Below are 22,801 nucleotides of genomic sequence, written 5' to 3'. Positions count from 1 at the left end.
CAGCGTAGTGAAAAAACTCATTTTGATCGTGGTCTGTGCCATGTTTGCGGTGGCCGCCATTGCAAGCATCACGGCCACTACCTTTATCTCGCATGACGAGATAGACAACATTATTCTTAAACGTTCGCAAGCACAGGCTGAGCTACTTGCCGACCGTGCGGAATACATCTTAGAAAACTCCTCCACGCCTACCGCTGATCTGCAAGACATGGTGTCCGATCTTAAAGGTCGAGACGACATCAGCTATGCGGTGATGATTGATAAAAACATCAAAGCCATCGCTCACAGCGACACCCAAAAGCTTGGCAAGGTGTATAGCGATAACTATACCGTCGCCGGGGCTGGCCAAGGCCAACCGCAGCATTCTCGCTGGTATGCCGATGTGCAAGAGGTGTGGGTATACGACATCATGATGCCGGTTTATGTCGATGGCCGCCTGTGGGGCGCGTTTGATGTTGGCATCCCGATTACTGAGGTAGACAGCGCTGCTAATGGTATCGCCATTGCCCAGCTTACCGCGATTGGCTTGATTTTTGTCGGTTGTACCCTGGTGTTGGTATGGCTATTAGGCCGTTTATTCGCGCCACTAAAAGGCCTCGAGGATGCGCTGACTGATATCTCTAAAGGCGATGGCGATTTAACGGTGCGCTTGCCTGTCACTGGTAACAACGAAATTACCCGGATTTCGGTGGCGTTTAATACCTTTGTGGAAAAAATCGACCAAATCATCGCCAATGTGGTGGAAACCGGCGAAGAGCTGGGACGTTCGGCTGAATCGCTGCGTGATAAAGCGGCGCACTCACTAAAACGTGGCGAGTCGCAAAGCGAACAAGCCTTGCTGGTGGTCACCTCAATGAACGAAATGATCGCCACCATTAATGAGATCTCGCAAAGTGCGTCTAGCGCGGCGGACTCGGCCTCATCGGCGAACAGCGAAACCGAAGCCGGTAAGCAAACCTTGAGCGAAGCAACCGCGACGATTAACCAGCTCGACACTGAGATGGACAATATGTCGACGGTGATCACCTCGCTGGCCGAACGCACCCAATCCATTGTGTCGATTCTGGATGTAATTCGCGGGATCTCCGAGCAAACGAACTTGCTTGCCTTGAACGCAGCCATTGAGGCAGCACGCGCGGGCGAAGCGGGACGTGGCTTTGCGGTGGTGGCTGATGAAGTGCGCAGCCTGGCGACTAAAACCTCGCAATCGACCGAAGAGATTCAATCAACCATTGATCACCTTCAGCAAGAAGCGAAAAACGCGGTTGATGCCATGGATACCAGCAAGGCGCTGACTACCGAAGGCAACCGTGCTACTGAGCAAGCACTGACCGCACTGGAAAGCATTGCTACGCAAGTCAGCACCATCTTGGACATGAACACCCATGTGGCAACGGCGACCGAAGAGCAATCGAGCGTGGCCAATGAAATCAACGTCAATATGGATACGGTTAACCAAGCGGCGCAAGCAGGGCTGGATGATAGCCATAGTTTAGAAGCCAGCAGCCAAGACTTGGCCGGTTTGGCACGCACCTTGGACCACCATGTCGGCGCATTCAAAATCTCGGCAATTAAACCCACCGAGAACACATTGCGGGCGGCGCGCGACTAATTCAGCGTGTACCCCAGTAACCTTAATCGCCAGCCCTGTGCTGGCGATTTTTTTGCTTAATCATCAAAAAAGCAGAGGTTACTAAACACCGGTTCGTAGCTGCTGGGCGGGTAAGTGCTCGGCAAGATATGCCAGCCAGGCGGCTATCTTGGGTTGCAATTGACGCCCACTTGGATACAGCGCCCAAATGCCCTCATCGTCCACCCGATAATCGGTTAATACTTCTTCCAACTCGCCGCTTACCAACGCGGATTGCACGTAATAATGTGGCAGTTGCGCCAATCCTAAACCGTGCTTGGCCGCATCCAGTAAGGCCACACCAGAGTTACAGCGTAACTTTCCCGATACGGTCAGTGTGCGAATTTTACCGCTGCTTTGATAATGCCAATGTTCATTTGATCCCACCAAACAGGTATGGCGACTGAGTGCACTGGGTGAATCAGGATAGCCATGAGCGGCTAAATAGCCAGGGCTGGCACAGATGGTTAATTGGCGCGATCCCAACCGTTTTGCCTTAAGGCTCGAGTCGGGTAAGTGACCAATGCGGATCGCCACATCGGTGCCAGTATCGGTTAGATCCACGCGTCGGTTAGTCAGGTGTAAATCGATCGACACTTGCGGGTAAGCGGTTAAAAATGGCGCAAGTAAAGGGGCAATATATTGCTCACCAAAGTTTACCGGTGCGGTGACACGAATCTGCCCCGCGGGTAACGACTGAGCCTGGGTAATGGTTTGTTCGGCATCCACCAACGCCGCGATCAGCGGTCGGCAGCGTTGATAATAAAGTTCCCCTTCGTCGGTGAGTGACACTTTGCGGGTGGTACGATGAAACAGCTTCACCCCCAAATACGCCTCGAGCGCAGCCACCCGGCGACTGACTGACACCACCGTGGTATCGAGTTTATTGGCCGCTTGCGTGAAGCTGCCATGCTCGGCGACCGATAAAAATTCGTTAAGTCCTTCCCAATGGGGCGCCATTGCTGTCTATCCTGTCATTATTCACCCATATACATTATTACGTGAGTGAAATAATAATTTTCAAATTTGCGGGATTATAACTAAATCTAACTTGGTTAGCATAGTCAGGTACGCAATTAACAAGCACAGAAAGGAACCTTCAATGGCACTAACCATCCAGCCAGGACAAACACATATCAAATCTAAAGCCGCGGTTGCCTGGGGGCCAGGCCAGCCACTGAAAATGGAAGAGGTCGACGTTGAACTGCCTAAGCCGGGTGAGGTGTTGGTCAGAATCGTCGCCACTGGTGTGTGCCATACCGACGCGTTCACCTTATCGGGCGACGATCCTGAAGGCGTCTTCCCCTCGATTCTCGGCCACGAAGGCGGCGGGATTGTTGAAATGGTCGGCGAGGGCGTCACCAGCGTGGAAGTGGGCGACCATGTGATCCCGCTTTACACCGCCGAATGTGGTGAGTGTAAATTCTGCCAATCTGGCAAAACCAACCTGTGTGGCGCAGTGCGTGAAACCCAAGGCAAAGGCCTGATGCCAGATGGCACCTCACGCTTTTCGATTAACGGCGAGACCATTTTCCACTACATGGGCTGCTCGACCTTCTCGGAATACACCGTATTGCCCGAGATCTCATTGGCGAAAGTGAGCAAAGCCGCGCCGCTGGAAGAAGTTTGCTTGCTTGGCTGTGGTGTCACCACCGGCATGGGCGCGGTGATGAATACCGCCAAAGTAGAAAAAGGCGACACAGTGGCGATTTTCGGTTTAGGTGGCATTGGCCTGTCAGCCATCATCGGCGCACGTATGGCCGGCGCGAGCCGCATCATCGGCATTGATATTAATGAGAGCAAATTCACCCTTGCCAAGCAGCTGGGTGCCACCGATGTGATTAACCCGCAAGATTATGACCAGCCAATCCAGCAAGTGATTGTGGAGATGACTGACGGCGGCGTCGATTACTCGTTTGAATGTATCGGCAATGTTGATGTGATGCGTCAAGCGCTGGAATGCTGCCACAAAGGCTGGGGCGAGTCAGTGATCATTGGTGTTGCCGGTGCGGGCCAAGAGATTTCGACCCGTCCGTTCCAGCTGGTGACAGGGCGCGTCTGGAAAGGCTCGGCATTTGGTGGCGTTAAAGGCCGCTCAGAGCTACCCGGCATTGTCGAGCGTTACCTCGATGGTGAGTTTGGCCTGCAAGAATTCATTAGCTACACCATGGGCCTTGATGAAGTGAACCGTGCCTTTGACCTGATGCACGAAGGCAAAAGCATTCGCAGCGTGATCCATATGGACCAATAACAGGACGGCCGCCGTGGCAACGCGGTGGTAAAATAACCATGCAACTAGAAAAAATAAGCGAAAACAAAGTCGCAGGCGGTTGGCATCAACGTTGGCAGCATGACTCAAGCGCCATCAACGGCAAAATGACGTTTGCGATCTTTCTGCCAGAGAAAGCGAAAGAACAACCTGTGCCGGTGCTTTATTGGCTTTCGGGCCTGACCTGCACTGACGAAAACTTTATGCAAAAGGCCGGCGCGTTTAAACAAGCCGCCACCTTGGGCATGGCGATTGTGGCGCCAGACACCAGCCCACGCGGCGAGGGCGTGGCCGACGCCAATCAGTACGATCTCGGCCAAGGGGCGGGGTTTTATGTCAATGCCACCCAAGCGCCATGGCAGTCGCACTACCAGATGTACGACTACGTTGCCAACGAACTACCGGAGCTGATTGAATCGCATTTTGCGGTCAACAACCAGCGCGCGATTGCCGGACACAGCATGGGCGGCCACGGCGCGTTAGTGATTGGTTTGCGTAACCCCTCACGCTACAGCAGCATTTCCGCGTTCAGCCCGATTTGTCATCCCACCGAGTGCCCGTGGGGCAAACAGGCCTTTAGTGCCTATTTAGGTGATGACGAACAAACATGGCAAGCCTACGATGCCACCGTGTTACTCGCCCAAGGCCCCACCGCCATGCCGATGCTGGTGGACCAAGGCGACAACGACGGCTTTTTGGCCGAGCAGCTTAACCCGCAAGCCCTGAAACAAGCGGCAGAGAAACACAACTCCCCGCTTACCTTGCGCATGCAACCTGGTTACGACCACAGCTACTTTTTCATCAGTACCTTTATTGATGAACACCTCGCCTTCCACGCCACCCGCTTTGCGCGGTAGGGCAAACCACGTCGAGACCCCAAGCGGCCACCCAGGCCGCTTTTTTTGTACCCATTTCACAAAATATGGCTTGGCTAACACTTTAGACAATAGCGCACGAAAAGCAAAACAGCGCTTGATACACTAACCCGCAAATCAGCCAATAGATGGCGTGTTAGGTGCCGATAACTGATCGGCGGTAGCGTGGTGAGTGGATGGATGGTTACAGATTAACGCTTGGGGGTAGAGTGAATGCCCGAGTGGAGATAGGCGGCGTGCATACTATCACCTCTGAGGACTTAGTGATAAAGATAAAAAACTTCATTAGTATCATTTGGTTATGGATAAGACGTGGCGTATAACGGTTTTGATAAATCGAGCATGCATGCGAATACAATGTTGGGTTTGACTAGGAGGATGTTTTGAGTCACCAGAAAACTAAACCTTTTGCCTTTGTACTAATGCCCTTCAGCAGTGAATTCGAAGATGTCTATAAGCTTGGAATTAAAGAGGCTTCCGAAAATTGTGATGTCTTAGCACAGCGCTTAGATGAGCAGTTATTTAATGAAGGGATGCTGGACCGCATCTACAGACAAATTGATGTAGCGGATTTCGTAATTGCTGACTTATCAGACAGGAACCCCAACGTTTTTTACGAATTAGGGTACGCCCATGCAAGAGATAAGATTTACATCCTACTGACCAAAAATGCTGACGATATACCCTTTGATCTGAAGCATCGTCGCCATGTCGTTTACGGTGATTCAATTTCTTACCTCAAATCCGAACTAGAAAAAAATATTGAGTGGGCAAAAGCTGAATCAGAAGCACGTACTAGTAGCAAGATCCAAGTCGACGTTAAACCGCCAACGGGCTACCTATCCAATACCGAGCATTTATCAGAAGCTATCATCAATTTCACTATCGATCTCCATAATAAAACAAACAAGTATTCTCCCGAAATTTCAGCGACATACCTTTACGCTGGCAATGATTGGCGTATTACTCAAGAAGGGAAAGACTGTCCATTTTCAGAGGCCGATATAAAGCCTTTTAAACGACGATATTTGATTACACCGCCGGCTTCAAAGCTCGGTGCGGGTGGATGGTCCCAGATTCGACTTCAGGCGAAGAGGGTCATCGCAAGGGCATGGAACGGTGACGAAATACCTGACAGCACCAATATAGGTGGTCGAGGCATCATCAGACTAGAGACAACTGACGGGAACTATGACCATGAATTTGATTTCAATCTCGAGCTCTCGGATATCCCGTTTTAAGTCTCAAACCCAACAAGACGCGTAAGGAGGATGGCTTTCAGCCGCCGCTTCGCTCAGCGTTATGCCCAAAGAGGAATTCAAGAATTGAGCACAATTCAAACATGGATATCAGTTATTGGATCGCTAGCATCTATAGCGGCTGCTGTTTGGGCCTTTATTGAAGCGCGTAAAGCTTCTAATGCCGCAACAAAGGCCGAAAATGTTAAAGGCGAGATAGTAGAACGAAGAAAGATTGTCGAGGTGTCTCACGTTCATGTGGAAACTAGCAGAATACTGAAAGTTGTCTCGAAGGTTGGGCCATCTTGTAATCAGTCGCTACTAAGGGGCGTAAACTGTGGCTCAATCGCAAAAGAGGTAGAAGAGTACTCAAGGTTCATAAACGAGCATAGTTCTCATTTCACTGACTTCTTTGAAAACAAAGCAAAGGAATTGTGTGAGCAGTTGCACCCTGATATCGAATCGCTTTCAGAGGCGAAGTCATTTGAAGAGAAAAAAGAATCAGGAAAAAGCATTTACTATAAAATTAATAGCTTCATGCCATTCGTGAAACAGCTTTCTGATGAAAAGAAAGAAAATGTTGCTAAAAATTAAAGGGTAAAAATATGAAAATTACAGATGGTGAAAAGCTAATCCTTTTAATGCTTAGTGAATTATATGACAAGCTTGGTGTTGAGGGTGAGGTAGAGCCAGACTTTATTCGCTCCGCGATCTTCTCAAATAACACTTGGAGCATTCCTTGGAAATATGTAGGAATACCTTTTGAGGAACAAGAAACTCCCGAAGTTGTGAAGGAAGTCCTTGATGTTTTAGATATGTGGAGCATGATAGAAAGAAGTTATGAAAACCTCTCTAATGAATCTAAAGAGTTCGTTGAAAGAGAAGCTTCTCCATTTGGTAAAGACCCTAAATTCCCCGGATTCGATGGAAATAATGAGACCGAATATATGGGTACAGCTTCATTTTTAGTAAATGACCTAGATAGATTTGAAGAGTTTAAAGGGCGTGATTTTAACTCACATTGCCCTTCGATAGATTCATATCGTCGGATGCTTTCAGTGTTTAAACCGATTTTTAAAAATTTGAATTTTCAGCCTCTTTCTGCACAAAATATTGCCGAAATCCTGAAAGAAAGAGTTCATCCAGAAAATAGATAAAGACCTAATAAGTGGCTGCTGTCGGACTTCAAACCTGCCACTAAAACTGTTGAAAAATTATGTGCCAGCTTTGCTGTACGTTATATTTATTGTTGGCTAAGCATATGAAACTGAGCTCTATTTTTACAGGATTTTTACCCATACAATAAGCTGATACTTAACGCGTATATTAAGGAGTTATAAATGCCATTACCATTAATAGCAGCCGCAGGGGTTGGGGCTGGTTTGGTCGCTGCCTATAATTATTTCATGGACGATGAAGAAAAAACGAACGATAATGATGAGATGAGGCCTAAAAAACCTCAATTAAGGAAAGAAAAGCAGCAAGAACTAGATTTTATGGTTAAGCTTGCTACGGCTGCTGCTCACGCTGATGGTAATATTAGTGAAGAAGAAGAAAAAGTAATAAATGACTATATCGAGTATCAAGTTTCTAAATATGAAGATTGCGAATTTCTAAGAAGTCTACAAATCGAAGCCCCGTGCGATATGGACGAGCTACAACGTCGATGGGAAGTCATTAATGATATTGCGCATGACAGTTGGATCAAGATTATTGAAGACATTATTGGTGCAGACAACCAGCATACTGACTGTGAAAAAGCATTCTTGTATAGATGTAACTTGATGTTTCAGGGGGTGCCAGACCAAAAGCTATTTATGCTTACAGATGATGAAAATAAGAAAAGTACCTTATCTTTAGATTACTTAGAGCCTGGTGTAAAACTTGATGGTTATCTATTGGATAAAGCTCTTCCTAATGAGTTTTTAGTAGTGCACCCAGCCCACATGAAAAGCCCACTCAAAGAGCTAATTCCAATTAGTGAATTCTTTGACGACTCCTTTCTTACCAATCAAGATACAGAGCTAGTAAATGCAGCGAGAAATGCTGGTGCAAAGAAAGTTACAATATTCTCTGATAGTAAACGTTCAGAAAGCACTTCTACTGACATAGAAATCAATGCGGGAGTGAGTCATAAAGCCGTCTCAGGTAGCATCGCCTCAGAAGTTGGAGCGTCCAATGTATATTCTACTCTGGATAATAAAGTGATTGTATACGAGTTTTCTGGTAGTGAAGCTAGTTTAATGAACAAGCTTAAGTCAAGATTTGTTTCACCAGAAAAAGAAATTCTAAGGCAGTCCGCGTGGCTACAACATGACCCAGATTTAACAGAGTTTGTGAGAAGCTGTTTTAGTGAAAACAAGCTTCGATATTTTAAGAAATCAATTAGTACAGAGTCCCAAAGGAATATAATTTTTTCCGCACAGGTAGCTGCAAAATGCAAGCTAATAAAAGTTTCTTCTGAAGCAAAAAGTGCACTTGATAGAAAAAGCGAAATATTTGAATCCTCAGAGAAAATGTATGAGGTAGTATTCGAGTTAGCGTAGGTGTAATGAATAATAGAAAGCATCGCGCAGTTGACTTTCTATTTTCTTGTAAAAAAATTTCTCGTTCCCACGCTCCCGCGTGGGAATGCATATCTAGCTATCATTCAAACACAAACAGCACCATAACCTGTGTAACGTTACGCTGGCTAGGGCTTGTTCGCTAAAGGTATTGACGTTGTCCGCGAGTGTTAGAACAGAGATCAAGTGCCGTTCGGTGATCTTGTGGCGGATTGTGCCCATGATTCAAAATCCATATGCATTCCCACGCAGGAGCGTGGGAACGAGTTAAAATGGGGGAAATAATGAAGAAAGTTCTATTACCATTGTTGGTTTTATTTTTGACAGGCTGTGCCGGATTTGGTCAGGTCGAGCGTGTTGATGATTTATCTTTGACGCAGATAAAAGCGATGAATGAAATCGAAATCATCCAAAACCCTGGTTCTTTAAATTATGTCTCTAAAGGAAAAATAAAAGGTATTTCTTGCAAAGGATCAGCATTTAGTGGAGATACTTCAGAACAAGCAGCGATGACTCAATTGAAGATAAAGGCTGTTCAGCTAGGAGCCAATGCTGTATTGTACCCTACTTGCTCTCAGGATGCGTCAGTAGATTGGGGTAATAACTGTTGGGAGTCTTGGGTCTGTATCGGTGAAGCTGCGCGTCTCGAGTAGTTTATTCTCAACGAGTTACACCAACCCCAGCCATTGAACCAAACCGAACCACGTTCGTAATGGGGATCGTTATTTTTAACCGATGCAGTATCTAACGGGGCAGTCGTGAACCAAATCAATCCAGCCAAGTTACACAATAGCAAGTGGACGGCGGTCAAACCCATTAATCGCGAGAAGCACTTTTTGGTCTCCGACGTTGAGTATGATGAAGAGGGTACAGTGGTGTTGTGCGTGCTCGAGTCAGTGCTGTCGAAAAAAGAATATCCGATTGACTGGCGTGAGCTCAAAAGTGACGAGAAGTGGCGTCAAGGGTGGAAGTGATATTAAAGGGAGGAGGCTATCCTCCCTTTTTTTGATCTGTTCTGAACATCGCGCGTGGCGTTTGTTATTTCAGGTGGAAGATTTGCTCTGTTTCTAGCGCTGTCATCGCGCGTATCTGACGCCATATGTAGTAAAAGATGCCGAACATCATCAACATGCTAGGGATAGCAATCATCGGGTAGCTGTACAGCGTCATCTTGCCTAACTCTTCATTAAACGCGGGCGTGCCGGCAGGGCTGGTGACAATCCACGTGGCAAGGAAATAGTTCATCGCCGATGAGAACACAAAGGTGCTGGCGAATAGATAGTTAGACCACATCAAACAACGCTCAAAGGCGTCGGATTGCCCGCTCTCTTTTAACCGCTGATTGATCAACGAGAGGTTGAGCACGGTGTCATTCAGTATTAACTTCTGCATCAGTGGGTAGCGGGTAAAGGTTGACCCTAACACCGCCAAGCCAATAATGCCGGGGATCAGCGCCTCTTTTAAGGCTAACCAACGGGTATCGAGCTCGAGTAGGCCAATCCCACCGGTCAGTAACACGCTGATAAAACCCAGTGCTGCAATAAAATTGAATTTCTGGTTACGGACTAGATCCATCCCGCCGTAAGCGAGAGGAAAAGCCAAAGCGACGACCAGTGCCGTGGCTGTACCTAGGTATTCATCGCCGCTCAACTTCATCAAGATGATCGAGGGGATGAAAACGTTGAACAGGATTTCAAACAGGGGACTCGGCTTTTTCGCGGTGGTATTGCTCATAATGTGTGACTAACTCTAGGTGATATCGGTTGCCATTATACTCTGCCAAGCAGTGTTCATCGACCCGCGATCGATGTAAAGCGCAAAAGCGCACCGTTGTGTAACTATGTGTGAAACCCAAGGAAGCAATGCCAGTGAGCGGTTAAAGGTAACCCCCTCTTCAGGGCCACTGGGGCAATGCTTCTTGGCGAGAGCCCTGCCTTTATTCTCACATCCCCATCTACTTACCTAACACTGGCGTTTTTCAACGCATACCAATCAATCTGTTTTGGCAAAGGCGTGTCGTGGTGGTCACGTGTCAGCGCTAAAAAGGTCGCATCAATAGCGCTAAAGTAACGGGTGGTCATCGTCCATTGGCCGCCGGCGATAAAGAACTCCAGTGAGCTGGTATCGGCGAGGACTTGTAGCGGTAACTTTTCCAACTGCTCAGGCAAGTGAATACAGCGACGCGTGTCTCCTTCCGTGGCGAGGCTTGTACTTCTATCAAGCGTTAGGGTGCGATTGTTGCCGTCAATGGTGAGGGCACAACCAGACGGCTCCGTCGATGTCCTATGAGAAGCAATGCCACTGCGACTGTGAAAATACAGAGTGTATTGTCCGCTTTTTGGAATGGGTAGACTGGTACTGAGCTCAAACTGCTTGGTGCCTAAATCCACCGTGGTTGAGTGGCATTCGGTGTTAATAAGCAAAAGTTGCTGAGGGCCTCTTAAGCTTTGTAGCGCGGTGGCAGGGCGCTGATAAAGTTGCCCATTTTCCCAGTGTAACTCGCGAGGACAGGTTAACTGATGCAACCAGCCCGCACTTTGACTGGGTTGTTCAATTTCGTCTGGGAGACCCATCCAAGCAATGAGCATGCGTTTATTGTCAGGAGTTTGCGCCGTCTGCGGGGCGTAAAAATCAAACCCATGATCCAGCACTTGCCAGTTATCAAGCGTAATGCCGTCCGCTTCTAGCGTGGCTTTGGCGTAACCGTTGTGGTGTGGCACGTGATGATCGGGCGTCGGTGATGGGCTGCCTTGTGGGCAGAGAATACAGAGCCATTGATCGCTTAATTGGAACAAATCCGGGCACTCCCACATATAACCATGCTCTCCCAAGCTATCACCGCTTAGTCCGTCATAGTGCCACGTAAGACCATCGACGGAGGAGTATTGCGCCAGGCGACCTATTTGGTCTTCACGTTGCGCACCCAGCAGCATTCGATAGTATTGGCCGTCATGGATGACTTTGGGGTCGCGAATATGCTCGGTGATGCCAGCCGGTGGGGCATCAATCACTGGGCCGAGCTTCTCAAAGTGAATACCATCGGTTGAGCGTGCCACACACTGGGTGGTTTGGCGCAAACGCTCGGGGCCAATACGGGTGTTGCCAGTGTAATAAAGCCAGAGGGCGTCATCCATCACCATGGCGTGGCCTGAAAATACGCCATGGCTGTCATACCAATCACTGGGGGTAAGGCCGAGCGGCGCGGTATGCCATTGCACCCCATCAGRGCTGATTAAATGCACCCAGAATTTATCTTTGTGCTCGCAGGCAAACGGGTACCACTGATAAAAAAGGTGATAGTGCCCTTGAAAGTAGATAAAGCCATTGGGGTCATTGAGCAGCCCTTGAGGGGGACTGATATGCCAAGTTGGACGATGGAAGTCTGTCTTGCTGATTGAAGAGTAGCGAGGCGCGGCTTGTTCACGCAGGTTTTGGTCGATAAGGCGTCCCAATGCAGCGAGCACACCTTCATCGATTGGCTGATCAAGCGTGATTTGGCGCAGCGACACGTCAACCGCATGGATGGGTAAGGCGTCTTGATTGACACGCTCAAGCGCGCTTAGCTCAATGATCACCTTCTCTTGATGACGCAATACGCGGCGTACATTGTCGGTGCCACCACATGTGTCTACCAAACCTGTTAGGGTTATTTCCATCTATCCGTACCAGTTTTATTTTCGGGAACGTTCCAAAAATAGCGAATAAGACGGTGTTGGCGCAAGTAAAATTTCTCTGTATTGGCTTAACGATCGCGATGTTAAGGGCAGGTGGCGCGGCTAATATAGTTAAAGCCCATCACCAATTTGGATACATGACTTTGTCCGGTTTCTAGTAACTCGAGCAGCATTTTGGCACCACTTTCTCCTGCTGCATCAAAGGCATAGTTAAACGTGGATAAGCTTGGCGATACCACTTGGGCAAGCTCATCATCGCCCACGCCAATCAATTTCACGCCTTGCCCTGGCGTAATCCCTTGTGCTTGTAAGGCTTGAATAGCGCCAATGGCGATACGGTCGGTGGCACAAAATACGCCGTCAAGATCAGGATATTGCGCTAGCATAGCGGTCATGGCGACATAGCCTGATTGAATTGAGAACTGGCCTTGGTAATGGAACAAGGGAGCCGTTTGGGTCAATGTGGTCAATGCGCTCTCAAGGCCTTGATAACGCTGCTGATCAACGGCAATATCTTCGGCTTGTACCCCCAGAAAACCCACCTGTCGGCAACCGGCGTTAATCAGTTGTTCGCCGGCACAAAACCCCACCCGGTAATCATCATGGATCACGCTGGGAATGTTATAGGGTGAGCCGTCTTGGCCAATCACCACCACCGGTGCACTCGAGCGTTTGATTGCTTGTACGACGGTAGGGTTGAGCGTAGAAGCAAACAGCAAAATCCCTTCGACCCGTTTTTGATTGAACAAATCAAGGTAATGACAAATACGGGCGTCATCTTGCCGAGTATTGGCCAGAAGCACTTGTTTCCCTTTTAGATCAAATGCATGGCTAAGACCATCGACACTGGCTGACATCGCATGTGAGGAAACACGCGGCACAATCACGCCAATGAGATTGGTTTTACTGGATTTTAAATCCTTAGCGATTTGGTTGACCACATAGCCGCATTGCTCAATGGCGCGATTCACCTTCTCAATCGTCGCGGGTTTTACGCCATACTCTTGGTTAATTACACGCGACACAGTGGATTTGGAAACACCCGCTAAACGGGCGACATCATTCAAGCTAGCCATGGGTTCTCCTTTGCTGAGAGTGCCATGATCGTTCCATTTACGGATCCTTTGCAAACATAGCACCGTAAAAACCCCTTATTTAGTGATTTAAGTCACGTTTAAGGTGAGAGTTACGCGGTGGTTTACTGATCGATCTCACAGCGATTAGCCCTCATACTTGATGCTTTACAGGATTCAGCACATCATTTTCGGGATCGTTCCCGAAAATGTGGAGCGTGTGACGCCACACGAAAATAAAAGTGACGGTGGCAAAGACGGTGAGAGCGTGCAGGGGAAGTAGCCATGAACTACCAAGCAGTAGCACAACAACTACTCGATAAACTGGGTGGAAAAGAAAACATCGCAGCGGCGGCACACTGTGCCACGCGGCTAAGACTCGCACTCCATGATGATAACTTGGCGGATTTAAGCGCGATTGAATCGATTGAAGGTGTGAAAGGCCAATTCCAAGTCAGCGGTCAGTTACAGATCATTTTTGGCTCGGGCATTGTCAATAATGTTTATGCCGAATTCAGCAAGTTAACGGGCCAGTCAGACATGTCGTCGAAAGACGTGGCGGCGGCTGGCGCTGAAAAGCAAAATTGGCTACAACGCGCGGTGAAAGGGCTGTCAGATATTTTTGTTCCCATTATTCCAGCCATCGTCGCCGGTGGTTTGCTGATGGGGATTTTCAATATCCTGACTGCGCCGGGCTTGATTATTGATGGCAAATCTTTGATTGAGGCCTACCCACAAATGGGCGACTTGGCCAATATGATCAATACCTTCGCCAATGCGCCATTTGTGTTCTTGCCGGTACTGCTGGCGTTTTCAGCCAGTAAAAAATTTGGCGCTAACCCCTTTTTGGGCGCGGCACTGGGGATGTTAATGGTGCACCCTGATCTGCTTAACGGCTGGGGCTTTGGCGGTGCCGCGGTGTCTGGTGATATTCCGGTGTGGGAAATCTTTGGTTTTGAGATCGAAAAAGTCGGTTATCAAGGCTCAGTACTGCCTGTGCTGGTTGCTACCTATATTTTGGCGCAAGTCGAGCAAGGCTTACGTCGTATTATTCCCTCGGTGCTGGATAACTTGCTGACCCCGTTGCTGGCCATTTTTATCACCGGCCTGATCACCTTTACCCTGGTGGGTCCATTTACCCGTGATCTCGGCTTTTTGCTCGGCGATGGTCTTAACTGGGTGTATGAATCGGCTGGGATGCTTGGCGGTGCGTTGTTCGGGTTTGTGTATGCGCCGTTTGTGATCACCGGGATGCACCACAGCTTTATCGCGATTGAAACCCAACTGTTGGCAGACATTGCGGTCACCGGCGGTACCTTTATCTTCCCAATTGCCGCGATGTCGAATGTGGCACAAGGCGCTGCTTGTTTGGCGTTTGGGCTGAAAACCGCGGATGTGAAAGCGAAAGGGATTGCGATGCCGGCGGGTGTCACGGCTCTGCTTGGCATCACTGAACCGGCGATGTTTGGTATTAACCTAAAATATCGTTATCCGTTTATCGGGGCGCTGGTAGGGGCAACCTGCGCGGGCGCGTTTGTCACCTTCTTTAAAGTGAAAGCGCAAGCATTGGGTGCCGCGGGGCTGCCAGGGATCATTTCTATCCGTCCTGACGGTGTGGTGCCTTATATCATTGGTATGGCGATTGCCTTTGTTGTAGCGTTTTCCGTGACCTATGTGCTGGGTGCGCGTAAAAAATATGCACAAGCTGCAGCGACCTAATCGAGCGTGAAACGAGGAGCAAGTGTGATGAACAAGGTATGGGTCACCGGTGATGCGGTGGTGGATTTGATCCCTGATGGTGAAAGCCATTACCTAAAATGTCCGGGTGGTGCACCCGCCAATGTTGCGGTGRCGATTGCTCGACTGGGCGGTGAAACCGGCTTTATTGGCCGAGTGGGCGGCGATCCGCTGGGGCGTTTTATGCAAACCACGTTGGCCGATGAAGGCGTAGACATTGCGTTTATGCATCGCGATAAAGCGCAACGCACCTCAACCGTGTTGGTCGAGTTGGACGATGAAGGCGAGCGCAGCTTCACCTTTATGGTCAAACCCAGTGCCGATCAGTTTGTGCAGCCTTACGACTTCCCACTGTTCGAAAAAGGGCAGTGGTTGCATGCTTGCTCCATTTCGTTAGCTAACGAACCCTCGCGATCGGCCACGCTCGGCGCCATGCAAGCGTGTCGGGATAATGGTGGCTTTGTCAGTTTTGATCCCAATTTGCGTGAGGATCTGTGGCAAAGCGAGGCGCAAATGCTAGAGGTCGTGTGGCAAGCCTTGCCGCTGGCGGACGTGGTTAAAGTGTCTGACGAGGAACTTGCCTTACTGACTAAGCCCTTCATTACCGATCCGCACTCAGTGAAAGCAAGGTTAGCAGCGTTAGCCGAGCACGCACCCAATGTGTCGTTATGGGTGGTGACACAAGGCAGTGAAGGCGCGCGAGTCGCGTTCTATCAGACGGTTTGGCAGGTGGCGACAACACCTGCCAAGGTCGTGGATACCACGGGTGCTGGTGATGCGTTTATGGGCGGCTTATTGGCAGCCCTTGCCAAGTTGCCCGACTGGCAGTCGCCAGAGGCGGTAACGGAAGCTGTGCGTCAAGGCAACCGCTGTGGCGCACTGGCCACCACAGCAAAAGGCGCAATGACCGCCTTGCCCACGGCGTTGCAGTTGCAAGCAGAATAGACGAACGCGAAGAAGAAAAACCCCCTTAGCTATCCATCGCTAAGGGGGAGGCAGGGTTTTCGGGATTGCGAAATAAAGCGTGTGGGCTTTATTTAATATTGACGACCATCTTGCCGAAGTTGCGGCCTTCAAGTACATCAATCAGTGCTTGGGGCGCTTGCTCAAAGCCATCGACCGCGTGTTCACGGTAATGGATTTGGCCTTCACCGACCCATTTGGCCATGTCGTGAGCGAATTCAGGATAACGGTGCGCGTAGTCGTCAAAGATAATGAAACCTTTTACGGTGAGGCGCTTGACCAAGATGGTGCCCATCAGTTGCGAAAGGCGATCTGGGCCTTCTGGCAGGGCGGTGTTGTTGTACTGTGACACCAAGCCACACACGGGAATACGTGCCCCTGTATTAAGCAGTGGCATCACCGCATCAAACACCTTGCCGCCGACGTTTTCAAAGTAGACATCAATGCCTTGCGGGCAGGCGTCGGCAAGCTGCTCGGCAAAGTTATCGGCTTTGTGGTCAATACACGCATCAACACTGAGATGTTCACGAGCGTATTGGCACTTGTCTTCGCCACCGGCAATCGCCACCACGCGGCAGCCTTTCAGCTTACCGATTTGTGCCACAGTCGCACCAACGGGGCCGGTAGCGGCGGCGACGACAAGGGTATCGCCTTCTTTGGGCTGGCCGATATCTAATAAGCCCATGTAGGCGGTGAAGCCGGGCATCCCCAAGATCCCAAGCGCGTATGAAACCGGCGCGAGATCAGGGTTAAGTTTAAGCTGGGTATCGCCATCGACGACAGAATGGGTTTCCCAGCCTTTATAAGCCAGTACCCAATCGCCGGCCTGGTAATCGGCGTGGTTAGATTCCAGCACTTTACCCACGGTGGCGCCGACCATTAGGCCATCAATGGCTACGGGTTCAGCGTATGATTTGGCATCACTCATTCGGCCGCGCATGTAAGGGTCAATCGATAGGTGATGATTTTCAATCAGTACATCTTGGTTGCCCAGAGCGGGAATGGCGGCTTCTTCTAAGCGAAAGTTCTCGGCAGTGGGCGCGCCAACCGGGCGCGATGCGAGAACAAAACGTTGATTGGTTAATGCTGACATTAGTTCCTCCCTTGATGTTGGGAAAAGAGGCGGCTGATTCAGCGCGCCTCAAAATAGCAATGAAATAAACCGGCGATTACAGCGCGGCTTGAAGCACGCGACGGCAAACGTCCGGGGTAACATCGCCATGTTCACCGAGTTGGGTCATGCCGTGTTGAGTCAGGCTTTCAATCAAGGGCTCAATCGCGGTTTCATCCAGATCGTAATCGCTCATGCGCGTTTTTACGTTCATGCGTTCGAAAAAGTCGCGTGTTTTCTCGATCGCTAATTTGGCTTTCTCGGCGTCGCTGCCTTGGTCAATATGCCAAACACGCTCAGCAAATTGTGCGAGCTTGGCCTGTTTTTGCTCAAACTTCTCATTGAGCATCGCAGGCAGCACAACAGCAAGGGTTTGTGCGTGGTCTAAGCCATGTTGGGCTGTGAGCTCGTGCCCCAGCATATGAGTTGACCAGTCTTGCGGTACACCCACGCCAATCAAGCCGTTAAGCGCTAAGGTGGCTGTCCACATCAGACTCGCACGCACATTGTAATCTTCTGGTGTTTCCAGTGCTTGTGGGCCCAACTCAACCAAGGTTTGTAGCAGGCCTTCAGCAAAGCGGTCTTGTACCGGAGCATGGGCTGGATAGGTGAGGTATTGCTCAACCACGTGAACAAACGCATCCACCGCACCGTTACCCACTTGGCGAATCGGTAGGGTGTAGGTTTTCACCGGATCCAACACTGAGAACTGCGGGAAGACCAACTCGCTCATAAACGGCAGTTTCGCTTGCATCGATTCACGGGTCACCACCGAGCCTTTGTTCATCTCAGAGCCGGTAGCAGGCAAGGTGAGCACGGCGCCAAATGGCAGCGCTGCTTCTACTTTGCCACCCATGCTGGTGAGAATGTCCCATGCGTCGCCGTCATATTTCGCCGCCGCGGCCACGAATTTGGTGCCATCAATCACTGAGCCACCGCCCACGGCGAGGAGGTAGTCATAATCTTCAGCGCCGACTTTCTCGACCGCCTTCATCAAGGTCTCATAGCGCGGGTTGGGTTCAATGCCACCAAATAGGCCAAATTGACGTTGCCCTAGCGCTTGTTCGACTTCATCCAAGGTGCCGGTTTTACGTGCACTTTGGCCGCCGAAAAGAATCAACACTTTTGCATCGGCCGGGATGAGCCGATCCAGCTCGGCAATCTTACCTTCGCCAAAAACGATACGTGTGGGATTGTAGAACTCAAAGTTGTTCATTGCTCATCCTTCCTTTTATTGTGCTTGATGGTATCAAGCGTTTATTTAAATTAGACCGGTCGTCTAGTGAGTGCCGGTTAAAAACCCGCCAAAGCGGGTTTTTAGTAGATGGTGGCTGTACGCTAACAACGAGTGCCGTCGCGAGTGCCACGCATCGGGTATTAACTTGTTGTTGAAGCGATGCTTGATACAGCAAAGCGCCGTTAATCGATCAGCCCGAGCTTTTCTTCGGTGATAGTCATCGCTTGCGCGAGATGACTGTCGTTACGATGCAGCTTGGTTAGTAAGCTGGCACCCAGCCACAACTGATACAAGGTCGTAGCGGTGGTCAGTGCGGTTTTATCGTCAAAGACATCACGCGCTTGTGCCAGGGTATCAGCCAAACGGCCAATTAATTGGTCGGTGCCATCGCGCAGTGCCAGCCGCATTGGCTCGGATAAATCAGCCACTTCTGCACTCAGCTTTACTACTAAGCAAGTTTGCACCGGATCTAAGCTACAGTATTGCGCTTGCCAACGGCTAAAGTAGTTGTGGACCCGCACAATGGGAGAGACTGCCTTATCGGTCAGCAGGCGATTCACATCGGCAATGTAGCAAGCAAAATAGTGATCCAACACTGCTTGGCCGAATTGCTCTTTCGACGCGAAATAATGGTAGAAGGAACCCTTGGGCACGCCAGCTTGTTTTAGTATTGCACTAAGGCCGACGCCACTAAAGCCAAATTGCGCCATCACGCTCACGCCCGTTTCCAACAAATGTTGGTGGGTCGCATTGTGGCTGCTGTTTTCTTGGGTGCTGCTCGATTTCATGTGGGCAGCATAATTAAAATTAGACCGGTCGTCTAGTGGTGCGGGAAATTTTTATTTTGGCGCGGTTCGCTGGCATAAATTGGGCCGGTATGCTGTGCGCAATCCCAGTTGATGTCAGATTTATTACGTTGTTCACAATTTGAACGGCACGCAGTGGCACAGTGGCAACCGTGTGCTTTACTGAAAGAGTAAGCCGAGCTGACACACAATTTGGTAGATGATTAGCGCGCAGTGACGCGCCTTAATGAGTTAAGACCCCGTTAATGTCAGGCGCCCATGACGACACCTTGTTAGCCGCCAGCCAGGCCATTAACACAAGACCATGCGGTAAGGACGCTCAACGTAGTGAGCACACGGGGCAACGTAAAAAGCGTTTCATTGACCAACAACCAACAAGGAATGCATCTCGAAGCCGCTCAGCAGAGCGGCTTTCTCTTTTTTGGGCCTAGCGCCTGACGCATTGCATATGCACGTAATACCCTAAGCCGAGTGTTTTCTCGCCCTGTGGCTGACGGTGTATCCACGCTCCCTGTTATGTGCTTAACGGCTCGTGCATTGTCTTTTTGAATCAAGAACTTGCCAATTCGCTGCCTGACGGTGATCGAATTTGCTTTCCGATTCGAAATAATATAAGACTGTGACGTAGCGCCGCATTCGGCGCTTGGCATTAATATCGTTCATTAATCTGGTAGAGAGGTGTTCGATGAACAATAAAAGCAGACGTTTGTGGTATTACTACAAAACGAAGTCCAATAAGACCCGCCAAGTTAAAACGGCTGGGTCAGCATAATCAAGCGTGAGTCAGGCAACCATCGGGTTGCCTTTTGTCGTTCTAAGCGATTGAAAAAATCACTAAGCTATTGTGCATTGTCGAATTTTTCATCTAATCTTATCAGTAAAGCTTTCACAAGCGCATTGACCCAAACAGGGGCGCGGGAGGGACGATGAATGTACTATCTTTCCAGCATGTCAATGAATTGATTAATGAAACGATCACGCTCATTGATGGAACGGATACGGAATATGCAATGACGCTGGCGCGTGTCGACACTCATCCTGGCCACGGTGATGAGGCGGGCGGGCAGGCGGTAGAAAACTTCAGCCTGGTATTGAAAGGGCCGGAAGACACCCGCTTTCCGCAAGGCAATTACCTGCTTACCCATCCAGCGCTTGGCGAGCAAATCCTACATATGCTTCCCGCGGGCGATGCCACCTATACCATCAACATCAACACGCAAGCCTAATCGTTCTGTGGTCGCTCGCGGTTGCCCATTGGGCCTCGTGGTAGTTAGCGACCAACACTGATTAAATAACCGCCAGTCAATAAGTTACTTTTCCCTTTTCGTAGATTAGTCATGGAAATTGAGTAGAATAAGGCCGCTAAGCTAGCAGTAGGGAGGTCATATGTTTGCCTGGCTGAGTGGCTTATTTGAAAAAGAACAGCTGCAATCGTTTGTTTGGGTAAGAGACATTATGGCGAGCAACCCTAAAGGGAGCTACGCCAAGTATAAAAATTATTACGATCGCCACGTGAATCGCATTCTTAAGGGTTATCACAAAGACTTTCTCCGCTTTGAGAAATTCGCCGCCCGTAATTACAAATACAGCGACCAATCGATTTTTATGGCGATTAAAGTTGCCAACTATGCCTATCAACTTGGTCAGATGAAAGTGGCCGCTTGCATCACCGCGGCAGTGATTTCGGCGTGTAATCGCGCAAAAAAAGGCGAGTCACAGGTTCATCCTAAATTGTATCGCGCCACCGTGGTGTTGCATAAAAAAGTGCTCGAAACGGGTAAGACGAGTAAGACAGAGAAATCGAAAGCGCCAGCGTGACAAAACAGTGTTGGGTAAGTTTTGTCCACTTAACAAAAATGTCATATTCCTATTCAGCCCCCGCCATGACTGAATAGGTGATACTTGTCACGTTTTTTCCTTCTTTGACTGTAACAATTYGTTCTGGTCATTCATTCGCCACACTGATAGAGTCTCCTCCCTCACACACCTTGTGAGCGAACTAATGCTTAAATCTACACAAAATAATGACCGTCTCGTTGCCGTATTTACCATCGGCTTTGTTGCTGTCTTCCTTGCCTTTGCCTTGTTTGACCTGAAACACTTCTCTTCTGTTATCCAGTCTCTATTTTCTGAGTCTGCCAACCTTTTTGGTTACTGGTGGCAGTGGTTAATGGTGATCAATTTTGTACTGGCGCTCGCGATTGGCGGCAGTAAATTTGGTAAATTAAAACTTGGCGCCACGGATACTGTCTCGATGAGTCGTTTCCGTTGGGTTGCGATGATCATGTGCACCCTACTTGCGGGTGGTGGTGTATTCTGGTCAGCCGCGGAACCTATCTATCACTTCATGACCCCGCCGCCGGCGTTAGGTGACATGGAAGCGGGTGTAATGGATACCGTCGCCCCCGCACTGAGCCAAAGCTTTTTCCACTGGGGCTTTTTAGCCTGGGCCGTGTTAGGCACCTTGGCAACCATCGTGCTGATGTATGCCCACCACCAAGCGGGTGTGCGCATGCGCCCTCGTGCGTTGTTGTATCCGCTACTTGGGGACAAGCTGGAAAATCACTGGTTAGGCTCTGTGATTGATGCTTGCTCTATCATTGCGGTCGCTGCCGGTACCATTGGCCCAATCGGCTTTCTGGCGACCCAGCTTGGCTACAGCCTAGAAAGCTTTGCCGGTATCGAAAACACCATGCCAATGCAGATGCTGATTCTGGCTGCCGTCGTGGCGATTTACTCTATCTCTGCATTTACCGGGATGGATAAGGGCCTACAATGGCTGAGCCGCATGAATGTGATTGGCGCTGCCGTATTGCTGGGTGTGGTGATTGTGCTGGGGCCAACTGGCTTTATCTTTGAGCAGTTTGGCTCAGGCTTTAGCTACTACCTGAACAACATGCACACCCTCGCGCTGAATACCGATAACGGTAGCTGGAATGCATGGTGGACCTGGTTCTTCTGGGGTTGGTTTATTGGTTTTGCACCCATGATGGCGATCTTTATTGCTCGTATCTCGAAAGGTCGCTCGATTCGTGAGCTGATCTTCGCCGTGGCTATTTGTGCACCGATTGCGACTAACTTCTGGTTCTCAGTACTGGGTGGTACGGGTATCTTTTATGAGTTGCAATCGCCTGGCAGCATCTCTGGTCCAATGGCGGATGCGGGCTTGCCAGCGATCTTGATTGCGTCCTTGTCACAGCTACCTTACAGCGTGGTTCTGATCCCAGCCTTTATGCTGCTGACCACCACCTTCGTGGCGACCACGGGTGATTCGATGGCTTACTCGATTGCGATGGCCGTATCAGGTGACAACCAGCCAACTCGCCGTCATCGTCTATTCTGGGCGATTGTGATGGGTGTGGTTGCCGGTGTACTTCTGCTTGCCGGCGATGGTGGCTTGAATGCGCTTCAGTCGTTTATCGTGATCACCGCCGTGCCTGTGTCTTTCTTGATTGCCTTTACCTTCATTACCGGCCCGATCGCGGTGATGCGGATGCAACAAGAAAAAGAAGCCAACTTGGCAGTACAGCCGGCAACTGCCAGCTAGTCAGACCTGAGCCTGTTAATGAGAAAAGCGCCGCGTTGTCGGCGCTTTTTTTTGCTTATTGGATAGGAGTCATCACG

21 protein-coding genes are annotated in these 22,801 nt (G+C 49.6%); 14 read left to right on the top strand and 7 right to left on the bottom strand.

Features of this window, described 5'->3' with window-relative positions; genetic code table 11:
* Window positions 1-7: 7 nt before the first annotated feature.
* Window positions 8-1,612 carry a methyl-accepting chemotaxis protein gene (locus BZG13_RS11740; protein ID WP_077486759.1) on the top strand — a complete coding sequence of 535 codons (1,605 nt, stop codon included), beginning with the start codon at window positions 8-10 and terminating at the stop codon, window positions 1,610-1,612.
* Between the two features lie 81 nt (window positions 1,613-1,693).
* Here the strand turns inward: BZG13_RS11740 and BZG13_RS11735 are convergent, their stop codons facing one another.
* Window positions 1,694-2,590: a LysR family transcriptional regulator gene (locus BZG13_RS11735; RefSeq protein ID WP_077486758.1), complete on the bottom strand. Its 897-nt coding sequence runs from the start codon at window positions 2,588-2,590 to the stop codon at window positions 1,694-1,696.
* Between the two features lie 142 nt (window positions 2,591-2,732).
* Between BZG13_RS11735 and BZG13_RS11730 the strand changes: the two genes are divergently transcribed.
* The 8 genes from BZG13_RS11730 to BZG13_RS11695 all read left to right on the top strand — a co-directional run bounded on the left by BZG13_RS11730 (window position 2,733) and on the right by BZG13_RS11695 (window position 9,550).
* A complete protein-coding gene (locus tag BZG13_RS11730; protein WP_077486757.1) occupies window positions 2,733-3,881 on the top strand; it encodes an S-(hydroxymethyl)glutathione dehydrogenase/class III alcohol dehydrogenase in 1,149 nt (382 codons plus the stop codon).
* Window positions 3,882-3,919: 38 nt separating this feature from the next.
* A complete protein-coding gene (fghA, locus tag BZG13_RS11725) occupies window positions 3,920-4,756 on the top strand; it encodes an S-formylglutathione hydrolase (RefSeq protein ID WP_077486756.1) in 837 nt (278 codons plus the stop codon).
* Window positions 4,757-5,157: 401 nt separating this feature from the next.
* Window positions 5,158-6,015, top strand: coding sequence for a hypothetical protein (locus BZG13_RS11720; protein ID WP_077486755.1), 858 nt, complete (start codon window positions 5,158-5,160; stop codon window positions 6,013-6,015).
* Between the two features lie 30 nt (window positions 6,016-6,045).
* Window positions 6,046-6,606, top strand: coding sequence for a hypothetical protein (locus BZG13_RS11715; protein WP_077486754.1), 561 nt, complete (start codon window positions 6,046-6,048; stop codon window positions 6,604-6,606).
* Between the two features lie 11 nt (window positions 6,607-6,617).
* Window positions 6,618-7,169, top strand: a complete 552-nt coding sequence (locus BZG13_RS11710; protein WP_077486753.1) for a YfbU family protein — start codon at window positions 6,618-6,620, stop codon at window positions 7,167-7,169.
* Between the two features lie 183 nt (window positions 7,170-7,352).
* Window positions 7,353-8,558 carry a DUF533 domain-containing protein gene (locus BZG13_RS11705; protein ID WP_077486752.1) on the top strand — a complete coding sequence of 402 codons (1,206 nt, stop codon included), beginning with the start codon at window positions 7,353-7,355 and terminating at the stop codon, window positions 8,556-8,558.
* A gap of 302 nt (window positions 8,559-8,860) precedes the next feature.
* The gene (rcsF, locus tag BZG13_RS11700; RefSeq protein WP_158074895.1) at window positions 8,861-9,229 is read left to right on the top strand and encodes an Rcs stress response system protein RcsF; all 369 of its coding nucleotides are present in this window, start codon (window positions 8,861-8,863) and stop codon (window positions 9,227-9,229) included.
* A gap of 105 nt (window positions 9,230-9,334) precedes the next feature.
* A complete protein-coding gene (locus BZG13_RS11695) occupies window positions 9,335-9,550 on the top strand; it encodes a TIGR02450 family Trp-rich protein (RefSeq protein ID WP_077486750.1) in 216 nt (71 codons plus the stop codon).
* A 64-nt stretch (window positions 9,551-9,614) separates the two neighbouring features.
* Here the strand turns inward: BZG13_RS11695 and BZG13_RS11690 are convergent, their stop codons facing one another.
* The 3 genes from BZG13_RS11690 to BZG13_RS11680 form a co-directional block, all read right to left on the bottom strand.
* Entirely contained in the window at window positions 9,615-10,310 is a 696-nt protein-coding gene (locus BZG13_RS11690; protein ID WP_077486749.1) for a VC0807 family protein, read from the bottom strand.
* 224 nt (window positions 10,311-10,534) lie between these two features.
* The gene (locus BZG13_RS11685; RefSeq protein WP_077486748.1) at window positions 10,535-12,232 is read right to left on the bottom strand and encodes a glycoside hydrolase family 32 protein; all 1,698 of its coding nucleotides are present in this window, start codon (window positions 12,230-12,232) and stop codon (window positions 10,535-10,537) included.
* A 101-nt stretch (window positions 12,233-12,333) separates the two neighbouring features.
* Window positions 12,334-13,326 (bottom strand): LacI family DNA-binding transcriptional regulator, encoded by a 993-nt coding sequence (locus BZG13_RS11680; protein WP_077486747.1) that lies wholly within the window; start codon window positions 13,324-13,326, stop codon window positions 12,334-12,336.
* A gap of 282 nt (window positions 13,327-13,608) precedes the next feature.
* Between BZG13_RS11680 and BZG13_RS11675 the strand changes: the two genes are divergently transcribed.
* Both BZG13_RS11675 and BZG13_RS11670 read left to right on the top strand, forming a co-directional pair.
* Window positions 13,609-15,042, top strand: a complete 1,434-nt coding sequence (locus BZG13_RS11675) for a sucrose-specific PTS transporter subunit IIBC (protein WP_077486746.1) — start codon at window positions 13,609-13,611, stop codon at window positions 15,040-15,042.
* 27 nt (window positions 15,043-15,069) lie between these two features.
* On the top strand, window positions 15,070-16,005 hold the full coding sequence (locus BZG13_RS11670) for an aminoimidazole riboside kinase (protein ID WP_077486745.1): 936 nt from the start codon (window positions 15,070-15,072) through the stop codon (window positions 16,003-16,005).
* Window positions 16,006-16,093: 88 nt separating this feature from the next.
* Here BZG13_RS11670 and BZG13_RS11665 read toward each other — a convergent pair whose 3' ends face one another.
* From BZG13_RS11665 to BZG13_RS11655, 3 genes are all read right to left on the bottom strand, one after another.
* A complete protein-coding gene (locus tag BZG13_RS11665) occupies window positions 16,094-17,116 on the bottom strand; it encodes an NADP-dependent oxidoreductase (protein WP_077486744.1) in 1,023 nt (340 codons plus the stop codon).
* 76 nt (window positions 17,117-17,192) lie between these two features.
* Window positions 17,193-18,350, bottom strand: a complete 1,158-nt coding sequence (locus tag BZG13_RS11660; RefSeq protein WP_077486743.1) for an iron-containing alcohol dehydrogenase — start codon at window positions 18,348-18,350, stop codon at window positions 17,193-17,195.
* A 203-nt stretch (window positions 18,351-18,553) separates the two neighbouring features.
* Window positions 18,554-19,159, bottom strand: a complete 606-nt coding sequence (locus BZG13_RS11655; protein ID WP_077486742.1) for a TetR/AcrR family transcriptional regulator — start codon at window positions 19,157-19,159, stop codon at window positions 18,554-18,556.
* 944 nt (window positions 19,160-20,103) lie between these two features.
* Between BZG13_RS11655 and BZG13_RS11650 the strand changes: the two genes are divergently transcribed.
* From BZG13_RS11650 to BZG13_RS11640, 3 genes are all read left to right on the top strand, one after another.
* Window positions 20,104-20,403 (top strand): DUF6916 family protein, encoded by a 300-nt coding sequence (locus tag BZG13_RS11650; RefSeq protein ID WP_077486741.1) that lies wholly within the window; start codon window positions 20,104-20,106, stop codon window positions 20,401-20,403.
* A gap of 160 nt (window positions 20,404-20,563) precedes the next feature.
* Entirely contained in the window at window positions 20,564-20,995 is a 432-nt protein-coding gene (locus tag BZG13_RS11645; RefSeq protein WP_077486740.1) for a hypothetical protein, read from the top strand.
* Between the two features lie 184 nt (window positions 20,996-21,179).
* Window positions 21,180-22,724, top strand: coding sequence for a BCCT family transporter (locus BZG13_RS11640; RefSeq protein ID WP_077486739.1), 1,545 nt, complete (start codon window positions 21,180-21,182; stop codon window positions 22,722-22,724).
* Window positions 22,725-22,801: the final 77 nt, after the last annotated feature.

This window comes from Salinivibrio sp. ML323 (genome assembly GCF_001995745.1).
Classification (GTDB): Bacteria; Pseudomonadota; Gammaproteobacteria; order Enterobacterales; family Vibrionaceae; genus Salinivibrio; species Salinivibrio kushneri.
The sequence above is the reverse complement of the archived record's forward strand: the minus strand, read 5'-3'. Positions and strand labels throughout refer to the sequence as shown.

Coding starts and splice junctions, on each gene's coding strand:
- BZG13_RS11660 (WP_077486743.1), bottom strand. CDS start 18,350: ATGAACAACTTTGAGTTCTACAATCCCACACGTATCGTTTTTGGCGAA.
- BZG13_RS11710 (WP_077486753.1), top strand. CDS start 6,618: ATGAAAATTACAGATGGTGAAAAGCTAATCCTTTTAATGCTTAGTGAA.
- BZG13_RS11690 (WP_077486749.1), bottom strand. CDS start 10,310: ATGAGCAATACCACCGCGAAAAAGCCGAGTCCCCTGTTTGAAATCCTG.
- BZG13_RS11735 (WP_077486758.1), bottom strand. CDS start 2,590: ATGGCGCCCCATTGGGAAGGACTTAACGAATTTTTATCGGTCGCCGAG.
- BZG13_RS11730 (WP_077486757.1), top strand. CDS start 2,733: ATGGCACTAACCATCCAGCCAGGACAAACACATATCAAATCTAAAGCC.
- BZG13_RS11645 (WP_077486740.1), top strand. CDS start 20,564: ATGTTTGCCTGGCTGAGTGGCTTATTTGAAAAAGAACAGCTGCAATCG.
- BZG13_RS11655 (WP_077486742.1), bottom strand. CDS start 19,159: ATGAAATCGAGCAGCACCCAAGAAAACAGCAGCCACAATGCGACCCAC.
- rcsF (WP_158074895.1), top strand. CDS start 8,861: ATGAAGAAAGTTCTATTACCATTGTTGGTTTTATTTTTGACAGGCTGT.
- BZG13_RS11715 (WP_077486754.1), top strand. CDS start 6,046: ATGGCTTTCAGCCGCCGCTTCGCTCAGCGTTATGCCCAAAGAGGAATT.
- BZG13_RS11680 (WP_077486747.1), bottom strand. CDS start 13,326: ATGGCTAGCTTGAATGATGTCGCCCGTTTAGCGGGTGTTTCCAAATCC.
- BZG13_RS11705 (WP_077486752.1), top strand. CDS start 7,353: ATGCCATTACCATTAATAGCAGCCGCAGGGGTTGGGGCTGGTTTGGTC.
- BZG13_RS11675 (WP_077486746.1), top strand. CDS start 13,609: ATGAACTACCAAGCAGTAGCACAACAACTACTCGATAAACTGGGTGGA.
- BZG13_RS11665 (WP_077486744.1), bottom strand. CDS start 17,116: ATGTCAGCATTAACCAATCAACGTTTTGTTCTCGCATCGCGCCCGGTT.
- BZG13_RS11640 (WP_077486739.1), top strand. CDS start 21,180: ATGCTTAAATCTACACAAAATAATGACCGTCTCGTTGCCGTATTTACC.
- fghA (WP_077486756.1), top strand. CDS start 3,920: ATGCAACTAGAAAAAATAAGCGAAAACAAAGTCGCAGGCGGTTGGCAT.
- BZG13_RS11650 (WP_077486741.1), top strand. CDS start 20,104: ATGAATGTACTATCTTTCCAGCATGTCAATGAATTGATTAATGAAACG.